At 75.8% G+C, this 20,037-nt stretch carries 1 protein-coding gene; it reads right to left on the bottom strand.

Features of this window, described 5'->3' with window-relative positions:
* Nucleotides 1–65: 65 nt before the first annotated feature.
* Entirely contained in the window at nucleotides 66–20,027 is a 19,962-nt protein-coding gene (locus ACFP2V_RS30115) for a non-ribosomal peptide synthase/polyketide synthase (protein WP_381218453.1), read from the bottom strand.
* Nucleotides 20,028–20,037 lie beyond the last annotated feature (10 nt).

Below are 20,037 nucleotides of genomic sequence, written 5' to 3'. Positions count from 1 at the left end.
GGGTGGCGGGAAACGGGCTGGTGGTGGGGTGTCCGGCGGTGGGGCGCGGGCCGTGGGGCGGGGCGTCACCGGTTGTTCCGGGCGTGGTGGGCGATGTGGCGCAGGGTCTCGGCGAATTCGTCCGCGACGCGTCGCACGGTGTCCGTGGTGTGGAGGGCGGGCCGGTGGTGCCAGGTGAAGGACAGCCGGCCGCCCTGCACCGCGCCGACGACCTCCAGCGGGTGGGAGCCGCTGTCGCGCGGGTCGTGGTGCCGGCCGAACGAGCCGTGCTCGGCGCGTATCAGGCCGTCGCCGGGGTTCTCCGGGCGGGCGTCCCACTGGCCGAGGTAGTTGAACACGACCTGTCCGTGCGCGGCCCGTCCGAGCCGCTCGCGCACCTCGGGCGGGCCGAAGGTGCGCAGCGCGCCGAAGCCCAGGCCGTTGCCGGGTACGGCGCGCAGTTGTCGGCGCACCGACTTCACCAGGGTCCGCCAGTCCCGGCCGGGGCCGAGGTCGGCGGGTTCGGGCACCTGGAGGGCGACGGGGTGGACGGTGGTGAACCAGCCGACCGTGCGGGAGAGGTCCACGCCGTCGAGGACGTCCTCGCGGCCGTGTCCCTCCAGGTCCAGGCGGACTTCCTCGCGGCCGGTCCAGCGGGCCAGGGCCAGGGCGAGGGCGGTGAGCAGCACGTCGTTGACGCGGGTGCGGTAGGCGGTCGGCGCGGCGCGCAGCAGTGCCTCGGTGTCCGCCTCGTCCAGTTCGACGGCGAGCGTGTCGACGAGGCCCGCCTCCGGCCCGGTCGGTATCCCGGTCGGCAGCGGCTCGGCGTCGACCGCCCGTTCCCAGTAGGGAAGTTCGTCGTCGAGGGCCCCGGCCGCGACGTGTGCGGCGAGACCTCGGGCCCAGTCGCGGAAGGAGGTGGTGCGTGCGCCCAGCGCGACGGGCTCGCCCTGGACGGCCTGCCGGTAGGCGGCTTCCAGGTCGTCGCGCAGGATGCGCCAGGACACGGCGTCCACGACGAGGTGGTGGGCGACCAGGAGGAGGAAGGCGGGCCGGCCGGCGTCCCCGGTGAACAGGGCCGCCCGCAACAGCGGGCCGCGCGCCAGGTCGAATCCGGTGTGCAGGTCGTCGGCGGCCTTCTCCATCGCCGCTTCGGCCTCGGTGGAGGCGAGTCCGCTCAGGTCGTGGCGGTTCAGGAGCCGGTCGCGGTCGGTGCCGGACGGCGGCGGGTTGAACTGACGCCGGCCGCCTTCGTCCTCGGTGAAGCGCATGCGCAGGGCGTCGTGGTGGTCGAGCAGGGCGTTCAGGGCCGTTTCCAGGGCGGCGGCGTCCGGGTGGGCGCCGAGCTCCAGCAGCAGCGACTGGTTGAAGTGGCCGTGACTGGCGCGCGGGCTGGTCAGGAACCACTCCTGGATGGGGGTGAGCGGCACGTCTCCGCTCACCGGGCCCTCCCCGGAGTGCTGGGGCGCGCCGGTGACGACGCCGGCCAGTTCGGCGACCGTCTGGTGGGTGAACAGGTCGCGGGTGGCCAGGTGCAGTCCGTCCCGCCGCAGCCGGGAGACGACCTGCATGCTGAGGATGGAGTCGCCGCCGAGGTGGAAGAAGTTGTCGTGTGCGCCGACGTCCGCCACGCCGAGGACGTCGGCCCAGATGCGGGCGATGCGGCGTTCGGTGTCGGTGCGCGGTGCCGTGCGCGGCCCGGCGGCGGAGTGCGCGGGGCCGGGTTCGGGCAGGGCGCCGCGGTCGGTCTTGCCGTTGGGGGTGAGGGGCAGGCGCTCCAGCGGCACGAACGCCGACGGCACCATGTGCGGCGGGAGCAGCCCGGCGAGGTGGTCGCGCAGTTCCGGCACCGGCAGTTCCTCCGTGGTGCCCTCGGCGGGCACGACGTGGGCGACGAGCCGTCCGGCGGACCGGCCGTCCGGGTCGGTCCCGCCGCCGCGTACGGTGACCACCGCGTCGCGCACCCGCGGGCTGCGGCGCAGCGCGCTCTCGATCTCTCCGGGCTCGATGCGGAAGCCGCGCAGCTTGACCTGGTCGTCGGCGCGTCCGGCGAAGCGCAGTTCGCCGGACGCGTCCCAGCGGGCCAGGTCGCCGGTGCGGTACATCCGCTCCCCCGGCGCGCCGAACGGGTCGGCGACGAAACGCGAGGCGGTCGGGCCGGGCCGGTTCAGATAGCCGCGGGCCAGTCCGGGTCCGGCCACGTGCAGTTCGCCGGTGACGCCGGGCGGGACCGGGCGCAGGGCGGCGTCGAGGACGTGGACGCGGGTGGCGCCGGCCGGGCGGCCGATCGGCGGGACGCCCGTGCCGGGGGCGAGGGGGCCGGTCCAGGTGGCGACGACGGTGGCCTCGGTCGGGCCGTACGAGTTGATCATGCGTCGGCCGGGTGCCCACCGTTCGACGAGGTGGGCCGGGCACGCCTCGGCGCCGACGATGAGGGTGCGCAGGTGCGGCAGGGCGTCGGCGGTCTCGGGGTCGACCGTGGCCAGGGCGGCCGGGGGGATCAGCGTGTGGCTGACGCGCCGCTCGGCGAGGACCTGGGCGAGCCGCTCGCCGACGAGTGGGCCTTCCTCCCCGGTGACGAGGGTGGCTCCGGTGAGCAGGGACACGCACAGCTCCAGCACGGAGGCGTCGAAGCTGGGCGAGGCGAACTGCAGGACCCGGTCGCCGGGGCCCGCGTCGTAGCGGTCGGCGGCGGCCGCGGCGAAGGCGGCCAGGCCGCTGTGCGTCACCGTCACGCCCTTGGGTGTGCCGGTGGAACCGGACGTGTAGATCACGTACACCGGGTGGTCGACGGTCAGCGGGGCCGTGCGGTCGGCGTCCGTGGGAGCGGTGTCCGTGGGCGCGGTGTCCGTGGGCGCGGTGTCCGGCCCGTACGCGTCCCGTACGGCGGCGGGGTCGTCCAGGACGAGCCGGGCGCCCGCGTCGCGCAGCATGAACTCCCTTCGCTGCTCGGGATAGTCCGGGTCGACGGGCAGGAAGGCACCGCCTGCCTTGGCCACGGCGAGCTGGGCCACCAACGTCTCCGCGCCGCGGGGCAGGGCCAGTGCCACGACCCGCTCGGGTCCCACGCCCCGGGCGATGAGCCGGTGCGCCAGCCGGTTGGCGGCGCGCTCGACCTGCGCGTACGTCAGCTCGCGGCCGTCGGCGTCGGCCAGGGCCACGGCGTCGGGCGTGCGGGCGGCCTGTTGTTCGAACAACTCCGGCAGCGTCGCCGCCGGTACCGGGCGGGCGGTGGGGTGCCCCTGGTCGAGGACGGCCTTGAGCGTCTCGCCGGTGGCGAGGGGCAGGGCGCCCACGGGCCGGTCGGGGTCGTCGGCGACGGCGGTCAGGAGCGTGCCGAGCTGGTCGGCCATCCGTTCGGCGGTGGCCGCGTCGAACAGGTCGGTGTTGTAGGTGAGCAGGCCGTGCAGTTCCCCGGCGCCGGTCTCGGCGAACTCCAGGGTGAGGTCGAACGCCGCGTGCCGCAGGTCCGTGTCGACGTCGGCGACCTCGATGCCGGGCAGGTCGAGGTCGGCACCCGGGGCGTTCTGCAGCACCACCATGACCTGGAAGAGGGGGGTGCGGCTGGTGTCGCGGACCGGCTGCACCTCGTCCACCACCCGCTCGAACGGCGCCTCCTGATGGGCGAAGGCGTCCCGTACGGTTCCGCGCACCTCGGTGAGGAACTCGGGGAAGGGACGGTCGGGTTCGACGCGGGAACGCAGGACGAGGGTGTTGACGAAAAACCCGACGAGGTTCTGGGTCTCGGCGCGGTCGCGGCCGGAGGTGACCGTGCCGACAGTGATGTCCCGGCCGCCGGTCAGACGGGCCAGATAGCTCTGCGCGGCGGCGACCAGCGTGGTGAACAGGGTGGTCTGCCGGTCCCGGCCCACCTGGACGAGGCGGCGGGTCGTGCCGCGCGGCAGGACGAGGCGCACGGCGGCGCCGTCGTGGGTGCGCACCACCGGACGCGGCCGGTCGGTGGGCAGGTCCAGTGTCTCCAGACCGGTCAGGTGCTCCTTCCAGTACGCGAGGTGTTCGTCCGTGCCGCTGCCGCGCTGCCAGTGGGCGTAGTCGGCGTACTGCACCGGCAGTGGCGGCAACTGCCCGGTGGTCGCTTCCAGTTCGGCCCGGTAGAAGTGGGCGAGGTCGCCGGTGAGCACTCCGGTGGACCAGCCGTCGGTGACGATGTGGTGCAGGGTCAGCGTCAGGACGTGCTCGTCGTCCGGGAGCCTGATCAGCCCCGCGTGCAGCAGTGGGCCGCGCCGCAGGTCGAACGTGCGGGCACGCTCGGCCTCCAGCAGCTCCTCCAGCCGGGCCGCCCGTTCGGTCTGCGCCATCGCCGACAGGTCGTGCAGCGGCAGCGGCACGTCCGGCGCCGGGTGGACGATCTGCACGCCGTGGCCGTCCACCGTGTCGAAGGTGGTGCGCAGCGCCTCGTGCCGCTCGACCAGGGCGCGCAGGGCCGCGGTGAGGGCGGGCCCGTCGAGCCGGCCGCGCAGGCGCAGGGCCAGCATGGTGACGTACTCGCCGCTGCCCGGCGCGAACTCCTCCAGGAACCACAGGCGTTGCTGGGCGTACGACATCGGGGCGGGGGTGTCGCGGGGTACCGGGACGATCGCGGTGGGCGCGGCGTCGCCGGACGGCTCCGCGGTGAGCAGGGCGGCGAGGGCGGCGGGGGTGGGGTGGGTGAACACCGCGCGCGGTGACAGGTCGGTGCCGAACGCCTCGGACAGGCGGGCGGCCAGCCGGATGCTGAGGATGGAGTCGCCGCCCAGCTGGAAGAAGTCGTCCTCCACGCCGGGCCGCTCCGTGGACAGCACCTCCGCGAAGACGTCGGCGGTGCGCCGCTCGGCGTCGGTGCGCGGCGCGGTCGGCGCGCCCCGCCGGTCGCCGCCGGCGGTCTCCGGCGCCGGAAGGGCGGCCCGGTCGACCTTGCCGTTGCCGCTGAGCGGCAGCGCGGGCAGGGCGACGAACGCCGAGGGCACGAGGTAGTCGGGGAGCGAACGCCGGGCGAACTCCCTTAGTTCGGTGAGGTCTGCGGGGCCGACCACGTAGGCCACCAGGCGTCGGCTGCCGGGCCGGTCCTCACGGGCCAGCACCGCCACGTCCGCGACGCCGGGATGCGCCGCGAGGGCCGCCTCCGCCTCGCCGGGTTCGACGCGGAAGCCGCGGATCTTCACCTGGTCGTCGGCGCGGCCCAGGAACTCGACCGTGCCGTCGAGGCGGCGGCGGGCCAGGTCGCCGGTGCGGTACATGCGCGTGCCGGGCGGGCCGGCGGGGTCGGCGAGGAAGCGGGCGGCGGTGTCGCCGGGACGGCCCAGGTAGCCGCGTGCCACGCCCTCGCCGGCGAGGTACAGCTCGCCGGCGCAGCCCGGCGGTACGGGCCGCAGAAGGCCGTCGAGGACGTGGACCCGCATGTCGTCGAGCGGGTGGCCGATGGGCACGGTGTCCGGGACGGCCGCCGCGTCGGTGAGCGCGAAGGACGTCGCGAACGTCGTCGTCTCGGTGGGGCCGTAGCCGTCCACGACGGTCAGGCCGGGGCAGGCGGACAGCACGCGGCGTACGGCCGCGGCGGGCACCACGTCGCCTCCGGTCCACACCTGGCGCAGGCCGGCGAAGCAGTCCGGCGCGTCCTGCGCCAGCAGCCGGAAGAGGCCGGCGGTCAGCCACAGCGCGCTCAGGCCGCCGTCGCGGACCAGGTGCCGCAGCAGTGCCGCGTCCACGGGCCGAGGCGGTGCCACGACCACGCAGCCGCCGCCCAGCAGGGGCGCCCACACCTCGAAGGTGGCAGCGTCGAAGGCCACCGGGGAGTGCAGCAGCACCCGGTCGCACAGCCCGCCGGTGAAGCGGCTGTCGGTGGCGAGGGCGGCCACGTCGCGATGGCGTACCGCGACCGCCTTGGGCTCGCCGGTCGACCCGGAGGTGAACATCACGTACGCCGGCCGGTCGGCGTCCGCGGGTGCGGCGGCGGGCGCGCCCGGTACGGGGGCGCGTGCGGCGGCGACGTCCGCGGCGGTCAGCTCGGCCGTCGCGCCCGCCCGCTCGATCAGCGTGCGGCGCCGCTCCTCGGGGGCGCGGGCGTCCACCGGCACGTAGGCGCCGCCCGCCTTGAGGACGGCGAGCTGGGCGACGACGAGTTCGATGCAGCGGTCCATCGGCAGCGCCACCCGGTCCTCCGCCCGCAGGCCACCGGCGAGGAGCCGGGACGCCACGGCGTCGGACCACTCGTCGAGGCGGCGGTACGTCAGCTCCGTGTCGCCGTCGCGCAGGGCGGGCGCGCCGGGGGTGCGGCGGGCCTGCTCGGCGAACAGCTCGACGGGGCTGCGCGGCGCCGCCTGCCGGGTGGTGGCGTTCCACCGCTGGAGCAGGGCGCGGTCGTCCTCGGTCAGCAGCCGCAGGCCGGTCACCTCCGTGTCGGCCTCGATGCCGTCGGCGAGGGCGGTCAGGACGACCGCGAGCCGGGCCGCGAGGCGTTCGGCCGTGTCCGCGTCGAACAGGTCGGCGTCGTAGGCGAGGTCGATGCCGAGCCGGTCGCCGAGGTGGGCGCGCAGGCACAGTGGGAAGGTCGGCGCGTCGTCGGCCCGCACCTCCTCGACGCGCACGCCCGTCCGGGCCGTGGCGGACTCGTCGACGGGGTAGTTCTCGAAGACCACCATGCTGTCGAACAGCGCCTCGCCCGCCGGGACCTCGCTCAGCGCCTGGATGCGGGGCAGCGCGAGGAAGTCGAAGCGCCGCGCGTCGCTCTGCCGCTCCTGCACGCCCCGCAGCCAGGACGCCGCTCCCCCGCCCGTGACGCGGATCCGGGTGGGCACGGTGTTGATGAACATGCCGATCATCGCCTCCACGCCCGGCAGTTCGGCCGGACGCCCGGAGACGGTCGTGCCGAACACGAGGTCGTCGCGTCCGCCGTGGCGGGCCAGCAGCAGCGCCCAGGCGCCCTCGATCACGGTGTTCACCGTCAGCCCGGCCCGTGCCGCCGCCTCCCGCAGCCGCGCCGAGACCCGCTCGTCCAGCTGCCGGTGCGCCGTGGCGGCGGCGCGGGCGCGGTGCGCCTCGGCCGGTGTGCGGTCGTACGGCAGCGGGGTGCGGGCCGGGAAGCCGGCAAGGGTGGCGGCCCAGTACGCCTCGGCCGCGGTCTCGTCCTGTCCGTGCAGCCAGTGCAGGAAGTCGGAGAACGGGCGCCTGACCGGCGCGGGGGCTTCGCGGCCGCCGGTGAGCGCGGCGTAGCGCTCGCACACCTCGGTGAGCAGCTGCCCGGTGCTCCAGCCGTCCAGGATCAGGTGGTGGGAGGACCACAGCAGCAGGATCTCGTCGCCGGGCAGTGCGGCCAGGGTGATGCGGGTGAGGGGTGCGGTGGTGAGGTCCATGCCCGCCGTGCGGTCGGCGGCCAGCAGGTCCTCGGTCTCCCTCTCGCGTTCCTCGGGCGTCAGATGCCGCCAGTCCAGGTGGGTGGCGGGCAGCTCCACGCGGTGGTGGACGACCTGGACCGGGTGCGGCAGGCCCTGCCAGTGGACGCTGGTGCGCAGGGCCTCGGTGCGGTCGGCGACCTGCTGCCAGGCCGCGGCGAAGGCCCGCGGGTCGGCCACCCCGGACAGTCGTACGGCCGTCCGGTCGAAGTAGGCGCCCGCGGTGTCCACCAGGCCGTGGAAGAGCATCCCGGCCTGCAGGGGCGTCAGCGGCAGGACGTCCGCCACGTGCCGGCCGTCACCCACGAGGCGGTCCAGCTCGCTCTGGCCGAGCCCGGCGAGCGGGAAGTCCGACGGGGTGCGGCCGCCCGCGTCCGGGCGTGCGCAGTGGGCCGCGATGTCGCGCAGCGCCGCGCACATCCCGTCGGCGAGTTCGCGGACGGTGGACTCGTCGTAGACGGCCGGTGGGTAGGTCCAGCCGAGTTCGAGGCGGCCGCCTTGGACCACGCCGGTGATGTCCAGCAGGTAGGGGCGGGGTGCGTCGGGGTCGGTGTCGGAGCCGGCCGGGGGCAGGGCCGCGCCGTAGAGGCCGCTCCTGTCGCCGTCGGCGTCCCACCGGCCGTGGTAGTTGAAGCCGACCTGCGGCGCGGGAGCGCCGGTCAGCGGGCTGTCGGGCAGCAGGTGGCGCAGCGCGCCGTGGCTCAGGCCGTGCAGCGGTACCGCGCGCAGTTGCTCCTTGACCGAGCGCAGGGTGTCGTGCCAGTCGGCGTCGGGGGCGACGCTCAGCGCGAGGGGGAACTCGGCGGTGAACCAGCCGACGGTACGGGAGAGGTCCACGTCGTCGAAGAGGTCCTCGCGGCCGTGGCCCTCCACGCCGACCAGCACGCTGTCGCGGCCGCACCAGCGGGCCAGGGTGCGGCCGAGGGCGCTGAGCAGGACGTCGTTGACCTGGGTGCGGTAGACCTCCGGGACCCGGCGCAGCAGGGCCTCGGTCGTCTCCGGTTCGAGCAGCACGGTGACCGTGGCGGCGGTGCCGTGGGTGTGGGGGCCGGGCCGGCCCGCGGGCAGGTCGGCGGGGGCCGCCGCGGTGCGCTCCCAGTGGGGGAGGTCGCCGTCCAGGGCGCCGGAACGGGTGTGCGCCTCCAGCCGGGCCGCCCAGTGGCCGAACGGGGTTCCGGCCGGGGGCAGTTCGATGGAACGTCCGTCCGCCGCCGAGCGGTGGGCGGTCTCCAGGTCGGCCAGCAGGATCCGCCAGGAGACGCCGTCGACGACCAGGTGGTGGACGGTGAACAGGAGTTGCGCGGGCAGGTCCGGGCCGCGGTCGAAGAGCAGGACGCGCACCACCCGGCCCTCGGCCGGGTCGAGGGACGCCCGGGCCGCGTCCGCGGCGCGCCGCACCTCGGCCTCCAGCTCGGGGCCGTCCAGGCCGGTCACGTCGTGGTGGGTGAGGATGCCGTCCGGGACGTCCGGCAGGACTTCCTGGCGCCAGGCGTCGTCGGTGCGGCGGAAGCGGGTGCGCAGGGCCGGGTGGTGGCGGACGAGGGCGTCCACGGCGGGGCGCAGGGCCGGTATGTCGGTGCCGGGCGCGAGTTCGATCCGCTGCGACATGGTGAAGCGCAGCGGGTCGCCGGGGCGGCGGCCGTCGAGGTACCAGCGCTGGATGGGGGTGAGCGGTGCCTCGGCGGGCGGAGCCGCCTCCGCCGCGGCCGGCGCCGCCTCGGTGACGCGCAGGGCGAGTTCGGCGACGGTCTGGTGGCGGAAGACGTCCTTGGTGGTCAGCGCCAGTCCGGCCCGGCGGGCCCGGGAGACGATCTGGATGCTGAGGATGGAGTCGCCGCCGAGCGCGAAGAAGTTGTCCCGCGCGCCCACCCGTTCGACCCGCAGGACGTCCGCCCAGATCGCGGCCAGCGTCTCCTCGGTGCCGGGGCGCGGTGCCACGTACGTCGTGGCGGGGTCGGGCTGCGTGGGCGGGGCGGGCAGGGCGCGCCGGTCGGTCTTGCCGCTGCTGGTGCGCGGGATCCGCGCCAGCGGGACGAACGCGGCCGGCACCATGTGGTCCGGCAGGGTGCGCCGGAGCGCGAGGCGCAGCTCGTCGGCGGTCGGGACGGCGTCCTGGGCGGGCACCAGGTGGGCCACGAGCATGAGCCGGCCCGCGTGTTCGCGTGCCGTCACCACGGCCTCGGACACGTCCGGGTGGGCGAGCAGCGCGGCCTCGACCTCGCCGGGTTCGATGCGGAACCCGCGGATCTTGATCTGCTCGTCGGCGCGGCCCAGGAACTCCAGCAGCCCCCGCTCGTCCCAGCGGGCGCGGTCGCCGGTGCGGTACATCCGCTCCCCCGGCGCACCGAACGGGTCGGCGAGGAAACGCGACGCGGTCGGGCCGGGGCGGCCCAGGTAGCCGCGGGCCACCTGCGCGCCGGCGAGGTACAGCTCGCCGGGCACGCCGGGCGGCACCGGGCGCAGGGCGCCGTCGAGGACGTGGGCGCGCAGGTTGCGGCCGGGGCGCCCGATGACCGGCCGGTCCGGGTGGTCGGCGCAGCGCCCGTACGTGGCGTCGACGGTGCACTCGGTGGGCCCGTACATGTTGTACGCGGTGACGCCGAGACCGGCGGCGGCGCACAGTTCCCGCCAGGTGTCGGGGCCCGTCGCCTCGCCGCCGACCAGCAGGACGCGCGGGTGGTGGCGGCCGGGTGCGAGGAGTCCGGCGGCGGTGAGTTCGCGCAGGAAGGACGGGGTGACGTTCACGAGGTCCAGGCGGCGTTCGGCGATCTGGGCGCAGAACGCGTCCGGGTCCAGGCGCACGTCCTCGTCGATGAGGTGGACCTCCTGGCCGAGGGCGAGCAGCAGCGGCCCCTCCCAGGAGGTGTCGAAGGAGAACGAGGCGCTCAGCGCGGCGCGCAGCCGCCGCCCGTCGGCGGTGTGCGGTGCGACGAGCCCTTCGCGGTGGTCGTGGCAGAGGTTGACCAGGTGGCGGTGTTCGACGACGACGCCCTTGGGGCGGCCGGTGGAGCCGGAGGTGTAGACGATGTAGGCGGCGTGGTCCGGGCGCAGCGGGGCCGGGCGGTCGCGGTCGGTGGGGTCGTGGGCGGGCAGCCGGTCCCACGGCACCTCGCGCAGTGCGTCGGCGGTCAGCACGGTGTGCGGGGCCGCGTCCGCGAGGAGGTGGGCGACGCGTTCGGCGGGCAGGTCGGGGTCGAGGCAGAGGAGGGTGCCGCCCGCCTTGGCGACGGCGAGCACCGTCACCAGCAGGTCGGAGGTGCGCGGCAGCCGTACGGCGACCACCTTCTCGGGGGCGACGCCCCGGGCGACGAGGTGGTGGGCGAGCCGGTTGGCGCGCTCGTTGAGGGCGGCGAAGTCGAGCGTGGCGTCCCGTGCCACCAGGGCGGTGGCGTGCGGGGTGCGGGCGGCCTGCGCCTCGAACAGGGCGGGGAAGGTGGTGTCGGGGACCGTGAGCCGCGGCCCCTGCCAGTCGTGGAGCACCCGGCGCCGCTCGTCGGTGGTCATCAGTTCCAGCGCCCGCACGTCCCGGTCGGGGTCCTGCGCCGCGGCCTCCAGCAGCAGTCGCAGGCGGGCGGCCAGGTGCCGGACGGTGTCCTCGTCGAACAGGGCGGTGTCGTACTCCAGGTGGCCGGTGACGCCACCGTCGCCCTCCACGAAGTCGAAGGCCAGGTCGAACGTGGCGTGCCGGACCGGCGGGGTGACCGGTTCGACGTCCAGGCCCGGGAGCGCGGGTGCCTCGGCGCCGAGGTTGTGCAGGGCGACCATGACCTGGAACAGGGGGGTGCGGCTGGTGTCCCGCTCGGGCCGGAGGGCGTCCACCAGCCGCTCGAAGGGCACGTCCTGGTGGGCGAACGCCTCCAGGACGGTGCCGCGCACCTGCTCCAGCAGCGCGCGGAACGTCGTGCCGGGGCGTATTCGGTTGCGCAGCACCAGCGTGTTCACGAACATGCCGACCACGTCGTGCACCTCGGGGCGCTCACGGCCCGCGGTGACGGTGCCGACGGCGAAGTCGTCCTGGTCGGCCCAGCGGGACAGCAGGGCCGTGCAGGCGGTCAGCAGCGTCATGTACAGGGTGGCGTCGGCCTCCCGGCCCCGCTCGCGCAGCCGGTGGGTCAGTTCGGCGGGCAGGGTGAAGGTCACCAGCGCGCCGTCCCGGGTCCGTACGGCGGGACGCGGCCGGTCGGTCGGCGGCTCCAGCGGGGGCACCCCGTCCAGCGTCTCGCGCCAGTGGGCGAGTTGGTGCTCGACGTGGTCGGTGCGGGCGCGCTGCCAGGCGGCGTGGTCGGCGTACCGGACGGGTAGTGCGGGAAGTTCGGGGCGGCGGCCCTCGTGTGCCGCGGTGTACAGCTCGCCCAGGTCCCGGCCGAGGACGCCGAGCGACCAGCCGTCGGTGGCGATGTGGTGGACGGCGAGAACGAGGACGTGCTCGCCGTGCTCGCCGGCGGCCGTGCGGGCCAGGCGGGCGCGCAGCAGCGGCCCGGCCGCCAGGTCGAAGGGGGTGGCGGCCTCGCGTTCCAGCAGCGCGTCCAGCGCCGCCCGCGCGTCCGGGGCCGTGGTGAGGTCGTCCACGGGCAGGTCGACCCGGTGCGGCGGGTGCACCATCTGCCAAGCCTGTCCGTCCTGTTCGGTGAACGTGGTGCGCAGTGCCTCGTGCCGGGCGACCAGGCCGTCCAGCGCGGTGCGCAGGGCGCCCACGTCGAGCGGTCCGCGCAGGCGCAGCACGGACAGCGTCGTGTACTCGGTGCTGCCTGGCTCGAACCGGTCGAGGAACCACAGGCGTTGCTGGGCGTACGACAGCGGTGCCGGGGTGTGCGGGGCGGTCGCGGGTATCGCGTCGGCCCGCGGGGCGGACGCGTCGTCGGCCGGTTCGCCGAGCTCGGCGGCCAGGGCGGCCACCGTGGGACGGGTGAACAGCAGCCTCGGGGAGACGTCGGGACCGAACGCGGCGCGCAGCCGGGCGGTGACGCGGACGGCGAGGATGGAGTCGCCGCCGAGCGCGAAGAAGTCGTCGCCGGCGTGCACCTCCCCGACCCCCAGCACGTCCGCCCAGGCGGCGGCGACCAGCCGTTCGGCGGTCGTGCGCGGCGGTGTCCGGTCGGTGCCGGCGGCGTAGCCGTCCGGTCCCGGCGCGGGCAGTGCGCGCCGGTCGAGCTTGCCGTTGACGGTGAGCGGCAGCGCGTCCATCGGCACGTAGGCGGCGGGCACCATGTGGGCGGGCAGCAGGCGCTCCAGGTGGGCGCGCAGTTCGGCCGCCGCGGGGGCCGGGCCGCCGGAGCCGGTGACGTGCGCCACGAGCCGGCGGGTGCCGGAGGCGTCCTCGAACACGCCGACCGCGGCCTCGGCGACACCGGGGTGGGCGTGCAGGGCCGCCTCGATCTCGCCGGGTTCGATGCGGTAGCCGCGGATCTTCACCTGGGCGTCCGCGCGGCCCAGGTATTCCAGGGTGCCGTCGGCCCGCCACTTCGCCCGGTCGCCCGTGCGGTACATGCGGCTGCCGGCCCGGCCGAACGGGTCGGCGAGGAAGCGGGTGGCGGTGAGGCCGGGGCGGCCCAGGTAGCTGCGGGCCAGGCCCTCGCCCGCCACGTACAGCTCGCCGGTCGCACCGGGCGGCACGGGGGCCAGGTCCGCGTCGAGCACGTACACCCGCAGGTCCTCGATGGCCGTGCCGATGGGACTGGCGGGGCCGTCGGCGGCGGTGCCGGGGCCGAGCGGGGCGTGGGTGACGTGCACGGTGGTCTCGGTGATGCCGTACATGTTGACCAGGTGCGGGGCGGCGGCCGGGTGGCGCGTCCACCAGTCGGCGAGCCGGCCGGTGTCCAGGGCCTCGCCACCGAAGACCACCGTGCGCAGCGCGAGGCGGGCGCTGGTCTCGGGGTGTTCGGCGTCCGCGCGGATCAGCGGGTAGAACGCGGACGGCGTCTGGTTGAGGACGGTGACCCGCTCGTCCGCCAGCAGGCGCAGGAAGTCCTCCGGGGAGCGGGCCGTCTCGTCGGGCACGATCACGAGCCGGCCGCCGTGCAGCAGCGGGCCCCACAGCTCCCACACGGAGAAGTCGAACGCGTAGGAGTGGAACATCGTCCACACGTCGTCCGCGCCGAAGCCGAACCAGTGGCTCGTGCGGGTGAACAGCCGTACCACGTTGGCGTGCGGGATCACCACGCCCTTGGGGCGGCCGGTGGAGCCGGAGGTGTGGATGGCGTAGGCGGGGCTCTCCGGCAGGGGCCGGCGGGCCGGGGCGGGGCCGGTGGCCGGGCGGGCGGCGAGGTCGGCCTCGACCCGCGGATCGTCGAGGAGCAGCAGGGGCACGTCGGTGCCGTCGACCCGTGCCGCCGTGCCGGTCGTGGTCACCAGCGTCACCGGGGCGGCGTCGGCGAGGAGGTGGCCGATGCGTTCGGCGGGCGAGGCCGGGTCGATCGGCAGGTAGGCCGCGCCGGTCTTCAGCACGGCGAGGATCGCGACGACCTGGTCGCAGGAGCGGGGCAGGGCGAGGGCGACGAACCGCTCTGGCGCGGCGCCGAGTTCGGCGAGCCGGTGGGCGAGCCGGCCCGCGCGGGCGTCGAGCGTCGCGTAGTCCAGACGCTCGGCTTGGCAGGTGACGGCGACGGCGCCGGGCGTGCGGGCGGCCTGCGCCTCGAACAGGTCCACCAACGTCTGTTCCGGACGGCCCTCTTCGGTGCCGTTCCAGTCGGTGAGCATGCGCCGCCGTTCCCCGGCCGTCGGCCGGGCCAGGGTGCGCAGCGGCCGGTCGGGGCCGTCGGCCAGCTCCGTGAGCAGCAGGCACAGCCGGTCGGCGAGCGAGCGGACGGTCGCCGCGTCGAACAGGGCGGGATCGTAGGCGAGGTCGAAGCCGAGGCGTTCGCCGTGGTAGGCGCGCAGGACGAGCGGGTAGTTGGTGGCGTCGCGGGAGGTCACCTCGGCCAGGCGCACCCCGGAGCCGGCCGTGCGGGCCTCGTCGAAGGGGTAGTTCTCGAAGGCGACCATGCTGTGGAAGAGCGGGCTGCCGGACGGCACGTCGCTCAGCCGGGTCAGTTCGGCCAGCGAGACGGCCGCGTACCGCCTCGACTCGGCCTGGGCGTCCTGCAGTTCCCGCAGCCACGCGCCGGCCGCGCGCCCGGCGTCGACGCGTATGCGGGTGGGCACGGTGTTGATGAACATGCCCACCATCGACTCGACGCCGGACAGGTCGTCGGGCCGGCCGGAGACGGTGGTGCCGAACACCACGTCGTCCTCGGCGCCGTACCGGGCCAGCAGCAGCGCCCAGGCGCCCTGCACGACCGTGTTGAGGGTGAGTCCGGCCTCGCGTGCGGTGCGCGCCAGCCGGGCCGACGCCTCGTCGTCCAGGCCGGCCACGTGGACGTCCGCGGAGCGGGCCAGGTGGGCCTCGCGCAGGGGGCGGTCGGTGGGCAGCGGGGTGGGGGCGGTGAAGCCGGCGAGGAGGTCCTGCCAGTGCGCGCGGGCGGCGTCGGGGTCCTGCTCGGCGAGCCGGCGCACGTAGTCGCCGAAGGGACGCCGTACCGGCGGCCGGGACTCGGCGCCGACGGTGAGTGCCGCGTACTCCTCGCACACCTCGGTGAGCACCTGGGCCAGGCTCCAGCCGTCCAGGATCAGGTGGTGGGAGGTCCACAGCAGGTGCAGCCGCGCGTCGGGCAGCCGGACCAGGGTCAGCCGCATCAGCGGCGCGGCGGCGAGGTCGATGCCGCGGGCCAGGTCGTCCGCCCGCAGCCGGGCGAGGTGCTCGGCGTGCTCCGGCTCGTCCAGGTCGCGCCAGTCGAGGTGGGTCACCGGTACCCGCACGTCCCGGTGGACGACCTGGAGGGGTACCGGGACGTCCTCCCAGACCACGCGGGTGCGCAGGGCGGGCGTGCGGTCGGTGACGCGCTGCCAGGCCGCGGCGAAAGCGTGCGGGTCGGCGACGCCGTCCAGCAGGAGCGCCGCCTGGTCGACGTAGACGTCGTCGGGGCCGCCGACCAGCCGGTGGAAGAGCATGCCCTCCTGGAGCGGGGTCAGCGGCAGGACGTCCTCCACGTCCCGCCCGTCGCCGGCCAGCCGGTCCAGGCGGTCCTGGTCGAGGCGGGCCAGCGGGAAGTCGGACGGGGTGCGGCCACCCGCGTCGGGGCGGGCGCAGTGCCCGGCGATCGCGGCGAGCGCGCGGGTCATGCCGTCGGCGAGGGTGCGGACGGTGTCCTCGTCGTGCACCTGGTCGCTGTAGTGCCAGGTGATCTCCAGTTCGCCGCCGGCGACCACGGCGGAGATGTCCAGCAGGTGGGCCGGCGGCTCGTCGGCGGCGATGTCACGGCCGGGCGCCTCGTCCGCCGGGGCGAAGTCCCGCCCGTCGCCGGCCTCCCACTGGCCGTGGTAGTTGAAGCAGACCTGTGGCAGCGGCAGGTCCCGCAGGGCGCGGGCGGCCGGGTCGGGCGAGCCGAGGCGGGCCAGGGCCTCGTAGCCGAGGCCGTGCCGGGGAACGGCCCGCAGCCGCTCCTTCACCGTCTTGAGGGTCGTGCCCCAGTCGGGCGCGTCGGACGGTCCGGCGGGGGTGAGGGTGACGGGGTACTGGGTGGTGAACCAGCCCACCGTGCGGGACAGGTCCAGTGTGTCGTCCTCGCGGCCGTGGCCCTCCAGGGTGACGGTCACCCGCCCGGTGCCCGTCCAGTCGGCGAGGACCCGGCTCAGCGCGCTGAGCAGCACGTCGTTGACCTGCGTGCGGTAGACCGCGGGTACTTGGCGCAGGAGGGCCCCGGTGGTGGCGCGGTCCACGCGGGTGCGCAGGGTGCGCACCGAGCCGGCGAGCGGGGTGCCGGGGCGGTCCACGGGCAGCGGGGTGCGGGGTTCGGCGGCCTCGGCCGTCCAGTGCGGCAGGTCGGCGTCGAGGTCACCGGCGCGTACCCGGCGGGACAGGTGCGCGGCCCAGTCGGCGAACGGCGTGGAGACGGGCTCCAGTTGGACCGGGTCACCCTGGGCCGCCTGCCGGTAGGCCTGTGCGAGGTCGGCGAGGAGGATGCGCCAGGAGACGCTGTCCACCGCCAAGTGATGTGTGATGACGAAGAGTTGGGGGAGCTCGCCGGAGCGGGACAGCAGGGCGGCGCGCAGCAGGGTGCCGGTCTCCGGGTCGAGGGCGGCGCGGGCGGCCTCGGCGGCCTCCTCGCGCGCGGCCCTCGAGTCGGCGGCGTGGGAGAGGTCGTGGCGGGTGAGCAGGCCGGTGACCGGGCCGTCGTCGGGGTGCTGGCGCCAGGTGTCCCCCGAGCGGACGAAGCGGGTGCGCAGCGCGGGGTGGTGGGCGACCAATGCCTCCAGAGCGCGCTCCAGGGCCGGCTCGTCCAGGTCGTGCGGCAGGTCCAGCAGCATCGACATGCTGAAGTGCCGCAGCGGGCCGTGCGTGGCGAAGAACCACTCCTGGACCGGCGTCAGCGGCACCGGGCCCTCCTCGCGCGGCCGCCGGGGCGCGGGCACGTCGGCGGTCCGCGGGGACGCGGCGGCGGCGAGGTCGGCGACGGTCTGGTGGCGGAAGACGTCCCGCGAGGTCAGGTCGAGGCCGACCGCGCGGGCGCGGGAGACGGCCTGGATGCTGAGGATGGAGTCGCCGCCCAGCTCGAAGAAGTTGTCGGTCACACCGACCCGGCGCACGCCCAGCACCTCGGCCCAGATGCGGGCGAGGGTCTCCTCCTGCGGGGTGCGCGGGGCGACGAACTCCTTGTCGCGCTCGCCGCCGTCGAGGTCGGGGGCGGGCAGTGCGCGCCGGTCGACCTTGCCGCTGACGGTCATCGGCAGGGCGTCGAGCACGGTGAAGGTGGACGGCACCATGTGGTCGGGCAGCACGCGCCGGCAGGCCGCTCGCACGTCGGCCGCGGTGAGCCGCGCGTCGCGGCCCGCGGGTACGAGGTAGGCGGCGAGCCGGGTGTGGCCGTGCGGGTCGGTGACGGCGACGACCGCGGCGGCGGCGACCTCGGGCCGGTCCGTCAGGGCCGCCTCGACCTCGCCGGGCTCGATGCGGTGGCCGCGCACCTTGACCTGGTCGTCGGCGCGCCCCAGGTGGTCCAGGCGTCCGTCGGCGGTCCAGCGGGCCAGGTCACCGGTGCGGTACATGCGGGCGCCGGGCGGTCCGTACGGGTCGGGCAGGAACCGTGCGGCGGTGAGCCCCGGCCGGTCGGCGTAGCCGCGCGCCAGTTGCACGCCGGCCAGGTACAGCTCGCCGCCGACTCCGGGCGGCACGGGCCGGAGCCGGTCGTCGAGGACGTAGGCGCGCACGTTGGCGAGCGGCCGGCCGACGGTCGGACGGCCGTCGCCCTCGATGCGGCAGGCGAGGGCGTCGACCGTGCACTCGGTGGGCCCGTAGAAGTTGTACGCGGCCACGTCCCGCCGCGTCGCCAGCTCCCGCCACAGGCCGGGCCCGACGGCCTCGCCGCCGAGCATCAGCACCCGGGGGTGGTGGCGCGGGTCGGTGAGCAGTCCGGCGGGCAGCAGTTGGCGCAGGTGGGTGGGGGTCAGGTCGAGGAAGTCGATGCGGTGCTCGACGACGTACTCGACCAGCGCGGCGGCTTCCAGCCGGGTCGTCTCGTCGACCAGGTGCAGCGGGTGGCCGTCGGCCATCAGCAGCACGCCCTCCAGTGAGGTGTCGAAGGAGAACGACGCCGTCAGCGCCACTCGCAGCGGCCCGCCGCCCGCCTCGGCGACGAAGCCCTCGCGGTGGCCCGCCAGGAGGTTCGCCAGGGACCTGTGGGTCACGGTGACGCCCTTGGGGCGGCCGGTGGAGCCCGAGGTGTGGATGACGTAGGCGGTGGTGTCGGGGTGCGGCGGGGCGGGCCGGCCGGAGGCCGTACCGGAGGCCGTACCGGGGACTTCCCGCAGCGCGGCCTCGTCCAGGACGAGCGCCGGCCGGACGTCGTCCAGCAGGAACCGCACCCGGTCCGCCGGCAGCGCGGGATCCAGGGGCAGATATCCGGCGCCGGCCTTCCAGACGGCGAGGATCGCCACGATCATGTCGGCGGTGCGGGGCAGCCTGAGGGCGACCAGACGTTCGGGGCCCGCGCCGCACGCGACCAAGTGGCGGGCGAGACGGTCGGCGCGGGTGTCGAGCGTCGCGTAGTCCAGGTGTACGTCCCCGGCGACCAGGGCGGTGGCGTGCGGGGTGCGGGCGGCCTGCCGCGCGAACAGCTCGGGCAGGGTCTCCTCGGGCACGGGCCGCGCGGTCGCGTTCCAGTCCCGCGTCACCTGCCGCGTCTGCCGGGGCGAGAGCAGGGGCAGGGCACCGAGCGGGCGGTCCGGCTCGGCGGCGGCGCCGTCCAGCGTGCGCAGCAGCTGGTCCGCCATGCGCTCGGCGGTGGCCGCGTCGAACAGGTCGGTGCGGTACTCCAGCAGGCCGGTCAGCCCGTCCCCGTCCGGGACGAACTCCACGCTCAGGTCGAACGTGGCGGCCTGCCGGGGCACGGCGACCGGGGCCGTGGCCAGGCCGTGCGGGTCGGGTGCGGCGGGCGGCGCGGGGTGCAGCAGGACCATCACGTCGAACAGGGGGTTGCGGCCCGCCTCCCTGGCCGCGCCGACGGCCTCCACCAGCCGCTCGAACGGTGTGTCGCCGTGGGCGAAGGCGTCGTTGACGGTGTCCGCGGCAGCGGCCAGCAGGTCGCGGAAGGAACCGGTGGTCTCGACGCGGGTGCGCAGCACGACGGTGTTGACGAAGAAGCCGACGGCCCGTTCCAGGTCGGTGCGCCCGCGTCCGGGGGTCAGCGAGCCGACGGTGATGTCGTCCTGCCCGGACCAGCGGGCCAGCACGGCCTGGGATGCGGCGACCAGGGCGGTGAACAGCGTGGTGTGCCGCTCGGCCGCGAGGTGCTTCAGCCGGGCCGTGGTGGCCGCGGGGACCGTGAAGGTGTGCACCGCGCCCGCGCCGGACTCCTCGCCGCGGCGCGGCCGGTCCAGCGGCAGCTCGGGCGCCACCGCCCCGGACAACCGCTCCTTCCAGTACGCCAGTCGACGTTCCAGCCGGGTCCCGGACAGCTGCTCGCGCTGCCAGACGGCGAAGTCCGGGTACTGCGTGGCCACCGGCGGCAGCGCGGGCCGCGCGCCCCGCGCGAGGGCGTCGTAGGCGGCGCACAGCTCCTCCAGCAGCACGCCCATCGACCAGCCGTCGGTGACGATGTGATGGACCGTCAGCAGCAGGACGTGCGCGTCGGGCGACTCCCGCAGCAGCAGGGCGCGCAGCAGCGGTCCGGTCCGCAGGTCGAAGGGGCGCTCGTACTCGGTCAGCAGCAGTGCGTCCAGGTCCGCCGGCCCGTCGCCGGGGGCCGTCAGGTCCCGGACGGGCAGCGGGAGCGGCCCGGCGGGGTGCACGGTCTGCGCGGGCCTGCCGTCGGCCTCCTGGAACGTGGTGCGCAGCGCCTCGTGCCGCCCCACCACGTGCTCCAGCGCGCCGGACAGGGCGGTGTGGTCGAGGGTTCCGGTGAGGCGCAGCGCGACCGCGCTGTTGTAGCGCGGGTCGCCGGGGCGCAGCCGGTCCAGGAACCACAGGCGCTGCTGGGCGAAGGACAGCGGCAGCGGCCGGGTGCGGTCCGTGTGCGGGATGGTCTGCCGGGCGGGGGTGCCGGCGGCCCCTCCGGCGAGCCGGCGGCGGAGCACTTCCTGGAGGTCCTGCGGCAGGGCCTCGGCGCGGTTTCGCTTCGAAGACGTCATGGTTGTCCGG

Origin of the sequence: Streptomyces incanus, from assembly GCF_042656345.1 — a bacterium.
GTDB classification, from domain to species: domain Bacteria; phylum Actinomycetota; class Actinomycetes; order Streptomycetales; family Streptomycetaceae; genus Streptomyces; species Streptomyces incanus.
Note: the sequence above shows the minus strand (reverse complement) of the source record. Positions and strands in the feature narration are given on the sequence as shown.